Below are 7742 nucleotides of genomic sequence, written 5' to 3'. Positions count from 1 at the left end.
GCGCGGCCCTGGTCGTGAAACTGCCCGAGGCCGCCGGCGGAGCGGCCCGCTACGCGCTGCTGCAGCCGGCGCATGCCCCGGCCCCCGCCCTGCCCGCGCTGGCCGAGGCCGACTGGCAATGGCTGGAGGTGCAGGCCGGTCTGGCCTGGGTGCGCGGCGCGACGGTCGAGCAGTTCGTGCCGCAGATGCTCAATCTGGAGCTGCTGGGCGGGGTGAACTTCCAGAAGGGCTGCTATCCCGGCCAGGAGGTGGTGGCGCGCAGCCAGTACCGCGGCACGGTCAAGCGCCGCACCTTGATGTTTGCCGCCGAGGGCGCCGCCCAGGCGGCAATCGGCCAGGAGCTGTTCCACAGCGAAGACCCGGCCCAGCCGGCCGGTCTGGTCGCGGCCATGGCGCGGCGGGAAGGCCAGACCCTGCTGCTGGCCGAGGTCAAGCTGGCGGCGCTGGAGGCCGGCAGCCTGCATCTGGGCAGCGCCGAGGGCCCGGCGCTGAGTCCGCGCGCGCTCCCTTATCCGGTGGGCGAGCCGCAGTGAGCCAGGTGGGGGTGGAGCTCTATGTCTATTACAGGCTGGAGCCCGCGCAGGCCGAGGCTGCCCGCTCGGCCTTCGAGCAAGCCCGGGGGGCGGCGCCGGTGCGTCTGCTGCAGCGCCACGAGCTCGCTGCGTCCTTGCTGACCTGGATGGAGGTCTACGGCGCCGATGTGGCGCAGGCCGATGCCGTCGAGCAAAGGGTGGCGTCAGCCATGGCCGGTCTGGTCAGCGGGCCACGCCATCTCGAGCGCTTCGAGACCCTGCCCCTCAGGCCCGCACCGCCCTGACCACATACTGCAGCGGCAAGGCGTCGCGCACCGCCCCCTCGGGGTCGCGACCCATCGCAATGGCCATCTGCCGGATCGCGGCCAGCACAGGCTCGCGGCCCGGCTCGTCGAAGATGCGCGGCACGCCGGCCTCGATGCGCAGGCCGGCCGACTGGAACAGCTCGAACAGCGTGACGCGGGTGAACCAGCGCAGATGGGTGCGGTCCAGCAATCCCGTGCCCTCGTAGCGGAAGTCGCCCACCGACAGGCGCCCCTGCACGCTCCAATGCTGCACATTGGGCACGCTGGCCACCACGCAGCCACCCTCGGGCAGCACTTTGCGGATCTGGCCGAGCACCCGCCAGGGATCGCGCAGATGCTCCAGCACATCGCCGAAGATCCAGCAGTCACGGTCTGCGTAGTCACGATACAGCGACTCGTCGGCACCTTCGATGTCCAGGCTGACCATGCCGTCGCAGTGCTGTGCGGCGATCTCGGCGGCCTTGGGATCGAGTTCCAGTCCGAGGTAGTGAACCTCGGGGCGCTGGCGCTTGAGGGCATGGGCCAGCGAACCTGTGCTGCAGCCCACTTCGATGAGGGTCCTGGCTTGGGTCGGGATCAGGGCCAGCAGGTCCGGGTTGTAGCCCTGGGCCGGCGGCTGGGCGGCCTTGGCGGCCTGGCGGGTCTGCACCTCGGCCATCCACTCCTCAAGGTGGTAGCCGCCGGTGGCCGTGCTCGTGCCCTTGCCGATATGGTCGACATAGACCTTTCTGGTGCCCATCAGCACATCGTTCTTCGCCCAGTCCAGATTGCGCAGCAGGTCGGAGCGCCCCGCATCGTGCAAGGCCAGCATGGGCGCCACCATGGGCGCGCCATGCTTGATCGGCAGGGGCCACTGCCGCATCACCTCGATATTGCACAGCATGCAGGGCGGATGCAGATAGGGGACGGCACCGTAGCCGTAGGCGATGTCGAAGCCTTCTCGGTTGACATAGGCCACGCCGCCGGCCCCGTAGTCGCCAGGTCGCAAGGCCTCGTTGAGCGCCTCCAGGAAGCCCTCGCGCAGCACTACGATATCGGTGTCCAGGAACAGCACCCGGCCACTGAGCCCCAGATGCTGGATGGCCCAGGCCATGCCAGGTCCGTGGTGGATGTTGTAGCCCATCGCATGCAGCTCGACATCCTCAAAACCGGCCGCCACCTCCTGGATCGCCGGCAGATGTTCAGCGTCGGAGCCGTCCACCACATGCACACGGTTCGGATAGAAGCGCCGCAGCGAGGCCAGCATGCCCTGCAGCAGTTCGGCCGAGTTGTAGGAAACGGCCACGACGGCGATATCTTGGATGCTCATATCAAACCTCTGGTGTGGCTTCGGCGCTGCACGCCTGGCCGACGATGACGGCCGGATTGCCGGCCAGAATGGACATGGGGGGCGCCTCGAACCCAGGCTGGACGACCGCACCGGCGCCGACGATGCAGCCGCGTCCCAGCCGCACACCCTTGAGCAGTGTGACGCGCGAGCCGATGAAGACCTCGTCGCCGATCTCGACGCCGGCCGGCCGCGGGTCGGGTTGGCGGCGCCGCTCCAGCACCAGGTCGTGCGAGTTGCTGTCCATCACATGCAGTTCCGGACCGATCAGGCAGTTGGCGCCGAACCGGATGCTGGCGCCCTCGGAGATCAGTACGCAGCGGTTGTTGAACACCGTGCCCGGGCCGATATCGATCAGCGAGTCCGGTGTGCGCGCCTCGATGTAGCTAGCGCCATAGCTGCCCGGCGAGCGCGGCACACCAAACACCGTGGTGGTGGCAAGCCGGATGCGGCCCTGGCCCTTGAAGTGGGTCGGCGTCAGCAGGTTCAGCAAACGCTGGCCCTCGCCATGGATCTCGATGCGCTGGCGGTCCGAGACATGGAAGAAGTACTGCACCAGCAGCATGCGGGTCCAAGCATCCAGATCCAGCGGCTTGCTGGCGGTGATCAGGCCCACCAGCCGTTGGTAGCGCCGCTGCATGCCGGTCTCAGAAGCCATGGCCATGCAGGTACTGGGCCCAGGCTCGCTCGAACTCGGTCTCGGCCTGGGTGTCGCCCTCGGCCATGCGGGCCAGCAAGGCGCAGAAGGGCAGCATGTCCTCCTGGCTGCCGTAGCGCTGCAGCAGGGCGGGCGCGATGCCGCGGTAGCACAGCAGGGCCTGATCCCGACTGAGCTTGCCGATGCGCGCTCCGCCCAGGGCGAGTGCGGCATAGCCCAGATGGGCCGCTTTCATGAACTTGCCGAAGAACTGCGAGGAGTTGTTCTCGCCGCCGGTGCGGAAGCAGCCGAGCCGGTCCTGGATGTAGGCGATCGGCGCCTGGATGCTGGCGGCCAGGAAGAAACCAAGGTCCCACAGGCCCGCATAGGAGACGCCACCGAACGCAGGCTTGGCCAGCAGGGCCACGCTCTCGGCGCTCATCACGCAGTTGGAGAACTCGCCAAACCAGTTGCGGCACCAGGGCACGGTGGTCATGAAGACCACATCGTCGTTAAGGGACAGGATGCGTTCGCCTGCGCCGGCGACCGCCTTGGGCAGCGGTTGACCGCCGATGGGCTGGCCGCTCTCGTTGGCGGTCCAGCGACCGCTGATGCTGCAGGAATAGCGGCCGCTGACATGGGCAATCAGATGGCGCTCATAGAACTCGGGGTAGAGCACGTCGTCGTCGAGCAGCAGATGCACGAGCTCGGAGTCCGAGCCCCAGAGCCCGGCCAGGTGCTTGAAGTTCTCGTAGGCCCCGTTGCGCGGCCCCTGGTGAACCTCGATGGGCAGGCCCTGGCGCAGACCGCGCAGCGGCGCGGACTCCAGCAAGGCAGAGAACTCGCCACCGGGGCTGTCATCGGAGATCACGATGCGGCTGCTCGGCCGGGTCTGCACGCGCAAGGCCGTCAGCAACTCGACGATGTACTTGGTCTTGTAGGCAGGGATCAGGGTCGTGATTTTCATGCGCGCAGGCTCGCTCGGCCGGTGTGGCCATGCTGCGCATTAAATCGCTGCAGGCCCGGTCTCATGGGCCAAATAGCCAAGCAATCCTCAAGTTGTTACAGCGATTGCCGATGGTAGCTGCCGCCTAGCATCCAGCCTGTGTTGATGTGGGCCTGCGTCCGATGACCCGCGCAGGTCACGGCGGTGCGTCGATCGCCCTCAAGTTGACGAGCTGCCGGTCGAAAACCCGAAGGAGTTGATGGCTTTTGCGCTGACCCTTCGGGGTGCCGGAATCCGTCGAAGTGTGCTGACTTGCCGGATTTCGCGACCGATCCGGCAACAGGATCCCTGATCGCAAAGCTTGGGCGGGATACCGTGCCCGGCATGTAACAACCTGCGTGGCAGTCCGTGCCACCAATCGATGCCAAGGCTGAAAGCTGCGGACCTCGAGCAAACAAACCAGTGAGTCAAAGATGGCCTCTCTCATTACCAACTTGCCGACCCAGCAAATCGCTCTGTTGCCCACCGCAACCCTGGCCGGACTGACGACCGAGGATTGGGCCGCATTCAACTCCGACCAGTTGGCCGCCCTTACCACCGGCCAAGTCGCGACACTGGGCACCTTCGCCATCAACTCGTTGTCGAGTCAGCAGCTGTCTTTCTTCGAGACCGATGACTTACGAGCCCTGAGCACGCTCGCCGTTCGCGCTCTGAGCACGGATCAGCTCGGCGCTCTGAATTCCGACCAGATCGGCGGTCTGCGCACGCAGCAGGTGGCTGCGCTGAATACCAATCAGCTGCGCGGTCTGGACAGCGATGATCTCAATGCGCTCAGCACCGACCAGTTCAAAGCCCTGAACACCGGTCACATTGCCGCACTGACCACGAGTCAGGTCGCCACCGTGGAAAGCGACGATCTGCGCGCGCTGTCCTCGGCCCAACTGCGCGCGCTGAACTCCGACCAGATAGCCGCCCTGTCCACCGACAACATCCAGGCGATGCGTTCCGATCAGCTTGGCGCGCTGAGCACGCAGCAGGTGCGTGGCTTGAGCACAGACCAGGCGTCTGCGCTGGAAACCGACGACCTGCGTGCCCTGGGTACCGCCCAGATCCGTGCACTGAACTCCGACCAGATAGCCGCCCTGAACTCGGACCAGATCGGCGCGCTGCGCACCAACCAAGTCGCAGCCCTGAGCACCACCCAGGTCCGTGACCTCGGCAGCGAAGATCTCAATGCCCTGGGCACCGATCAGTTCAAGGCCCTCAACAGCGCCCATATCGCCGCGTTAGGCACCAGCCAGGTGTCCACGCTGGAGAGCGATGACCTGCGTGCCTTGGGCTCTGCCCAGCTGCGGGCGCTGAGCTCCGACCAGCTCGGTGCGCTGTCCACCGACAACAGCCAGGCACTGCGCTCCGAGCAGGTTGGCGCGCTGAGCACCCAGCAGGTCCGCGGCCTGAGCACCGACCAGATCGGCGCGTTGGAGACCGACGACCTGCGCGCCCTGGGCACCGCGACCTTGCGTGCACTCGACTCCGACCAGCTCGGCGCGCTGAACTCGGACCAGATCGGCGCGCTGCGCACCAGCCAGGTCGCCGCCCTGAGCTCCGGCCAAGTCCGAGACCTTGCCAGCGCCGACCTCAACGCCTTGACCACCGACCAGTTCAAGGCTCTCGGTAGCAGTCACATCGCCGCGCTAGGCACCAGCCAGGTGTCCACGCTGGAAAGCGACGACCTGCGTGCCCTGGGCAGCGCCCAGTTGCGGGCACTGAATTCCGACCAGATCGGTGCGCTGTCCACCGACAACATCCAGGCGCTTCGCACCGAGCAGGTCGGCGCGCTGAGCACTCAACAGGCCCGCGGCCTGAATACCGACCAGATCGGTGCGCTGGAAACCGATGACCTGCGCGCGCTGGGTACGGCCACCCTGCGTGCGCTTGATTCCGACCAGCTCCGCGCGCTGAACTCCGACCAGCTCGGCGCGCTGCGCACGCAGCAAGTCGCCGCGCTGACGACTGCCCAGGTCCGTGACCTCGGCAGCGAGGATCTCAACGCCTTGGGCACCGACCAGTTCAAGGCCCTCAACAGCGCCCATATCTCCGCCCTGGGCACAGCCCAAGTGTCCACTCTGGAGAGCGACGATCTGCGTGCCCTCAGCAGTGCCCAGCTGCGTGCGCTCAACACCGACCAGATCGGCGCGCTGTCCACCGACAACGTACAGGCCTTGAAGTCAGAGCAAGTTGGCGCCCTGACCACGCTGCAGGTGCGTGGCCTGAGCACCGATCAGATGGCTGCGCTGGAAACCGACGATCTGCGCGCCTTGGGCAGCGCCCAAGTCCGTGCACTGAGTTCCGATCAATTGCAGGCTCTCAGTTCCGATCAGATTTCGGCGCTGGGCTCGCAGCAGATCCTGGCGCTGAGCTCCGTTCAGATCAGCGGCCTGGGCAGTGAATCACTGAATGCCCTGACCACCGACCAGTTCAAGACCCTGAGTTCGGCCCAGATCGCCGGCCTAAGCACCAGCCAGATATCGACACTGGAAAGTGACGATCTGCGCGCTTTGGGAAGTGCTCAGCTCAGAGCCCTCAACTCGGACCAGATCGCCGCCTTGTCCACCGACAACATCCAAGCCCTGCGCTCCGAGCAAGTCGGTGCACTGAGCACGCAGCAAGTCCGCGGCCTGAGCACCGACCAGATGGCGGCGCTGGAAACCGATGACCTGCGCGCCCTCGGCTCGGCCAGCCTGCGCGCCCTCAGCACCGACCAGATCGGCGCGCTCGACTCCGACCAGATCGGCTCGCTACGCACCGAGCAGGTGTCTGCCCTGACATCCTCGCCACAGCTCGCCGGCCTCGACAGCAACGACCTCAATGCGCTGACGACCGACCAGTTCAAGTCCCTGACGACGTCCCAGATCGGAGCGATCGGCACGGCCCAGATCGCCACACTGGAAAGCGATGATTTGCGCGCCTTGAGCAGCGCGCAGCTCAGAGCGCTCAACACGGCCCAGATCGCGGCGCTGTCCACTGACAGCATTCAGGCGCTGCGCTCCGAGCAGGTAGCGGCGCTGGGCACGGCGCAAGTGCGAGGGCTCAGCACTGACCAGATGGCAGCCCTGGAGACCGATGATCTGAGGGCCATGTCCTCCGCCGCTCTGCGCAGCCTGTCGACAGATCAGCTCGGCGCACTTGGCTCCGATCAGTTCAGCGCCTTGCGCAGCGAGCAGGTGACCTCGCTAGCCACCCAGCAGTTGCGCAGCCTGGGCAGCGAAGACCTGAACGCCCTGGGCACCGACCAGTTCAAGGCCCTGACATCGACGCAGATTGCGGCACTGAGCACCAGTCAGGTGTCCACGCTGGAGAGCGATGACCTGCGCGCGCTCAACAGCGCCCAGGTTCGCTCACTGGGTTCCGACCAGATCGGTGCCCTCTCTACCGACAACATCCAGGCGCTGCGCTCGGAGCAGGCCGGCGCTCTCAGCACCTCGCAGATCGGCGGCCTGAGTACCGACCAGATCAAGGCGCTGGAGAGCGATGACCTGCGTGCCTTGGGCTCTGCCCAGCTGCGGGCGCTGAGCTCTGACCAGCTCGGTGCGCTGTCCACCGACAACATCCAGGCCCTGCGCTCCGAGCAGGCCGGTGCCCTGTCCACCCAGCAGGTCCGCGGCCTCTCCACCGACCAGATCGGTGCCCTGGAGACCGATGACCTGCGCGCCCTGTCCACCGCCGCGCTGCGCGCCCTGTCCACCGACCAGGTCGGCGCCCTTGACTCCGACCAGATCGGCGCGCTGCGCACCCAGCAGGTGGCAGCCCTGACTTCGGCCCCGCAGGTCTCCAGCCTCAACAGCGACGACCTCAACGCCCTGGGCACCGACCAGTTCAAGGCACTGACCTCGGCCCAGATCTCGGCCATCACCACCAGCCAGATCGCCACCCTGGAGAGCGACGACCTGCGCGCCCTCACCAGCGGCCAGCTGCGTGCCCTGTCAACCGACCA

General features: G+C 66.6%; 5 protein-coding genes and 1 pseudogene. 3 read left to right on the top strand and 3 right to left on the bottom strand.

Going from position 1 to position 7742, the window contains the following annotated elements:
• Window positions 1-533 (top strand): CAF17-like 4Fe-4S cluster assembly/insertion protein YgfZ (gene ygfZ, locus PO768_RS26910; RefSeq protein ID WP_272648511.1); only part of this gene is annotated, 533 nt, incomplete at its 5' end.
• Window positions 530-817: a DUF4936 family protein gene (locus tag PO768_RS26905; RefSeq protein WP_272648510.1), complete on the top strand. Its 288-nt coding sequence runs from the start codon at window positions 530-532 to the stop codon at window positions 815-817. The genes ygfZ and PO768_RS26905, both read left to right, overlap by 4 nt.
• Here the strand turns inward: PO768_RS26905 and PO768_RS26900 are convergent.
• The 3 genes from PO768_RS26900 to PO768_RS26890 are packed head-to-tail and all read right to left on the bottom strand — an operon-like array spanning window position 798 to window position 3769.
• A complete protein-coding gene (locus PO768_RS26900; protein WP_272648509.1) occupies window positions 798-2147 on the bottom strand; it encodes a bifunctional glycosyltransferase/class I SAM-dependent methyltransferase in 1350 nt (449 codons plus the stop codon). The two genes, PO768_RS26905 and PO768_RS26900, sit on opposite strands and share 20 nt — an antisense overlap.
• A gap of 1 nt (window position 2148) precedes the next feature.
• A complete protein-coding gene (locus PO768_RS26895) occupies window positions 2149-2823 on the bottom strand; it encodes an acyltransferase (protein ID WP_272648508.1) in 675 nt (224 codons plus the stop codon).
• Window positions 2813-3769: a glycosyltransferase family A protein gene (locus tag PO768_RS26890; protein ID WP_272648507.1), complete on the bottom strand. Its 957-nt coding sequence runs from the start codon at window positions 3767-3769 to the stop codon at window positions 2813-2815. The genes PO768_RS26895 and PO768_RS26890 overlap by 11 nt, the downstream gene beginning before the upstream one ends.
• 497 nt (window positions 3770-4266) lie before the next feature.
• Between PO768_RS26890 and PO768_RS26885 the strand changes: the two are divergent.
• Window positions 4267-7742 (top strand): annotated as a pseudogene (locus tag PO768_RS26885) (hypothetical protein); the annotation flags it as partial.

Origin of the sequence: Paucibacter sp. XJ19-41 (genome assembly GCF_028462495.1) — a bacterium.
GTDB lineage: Bacteria > Pseudomonadota > Gammaproteobacteria > Burkholderiales > Burkholderiaceae_C > Roseateles_E.
Note: the sequence above shows the minus strand (reverse complement) of the source record. Positions and strands in the feature narration are given on the sequence as shown.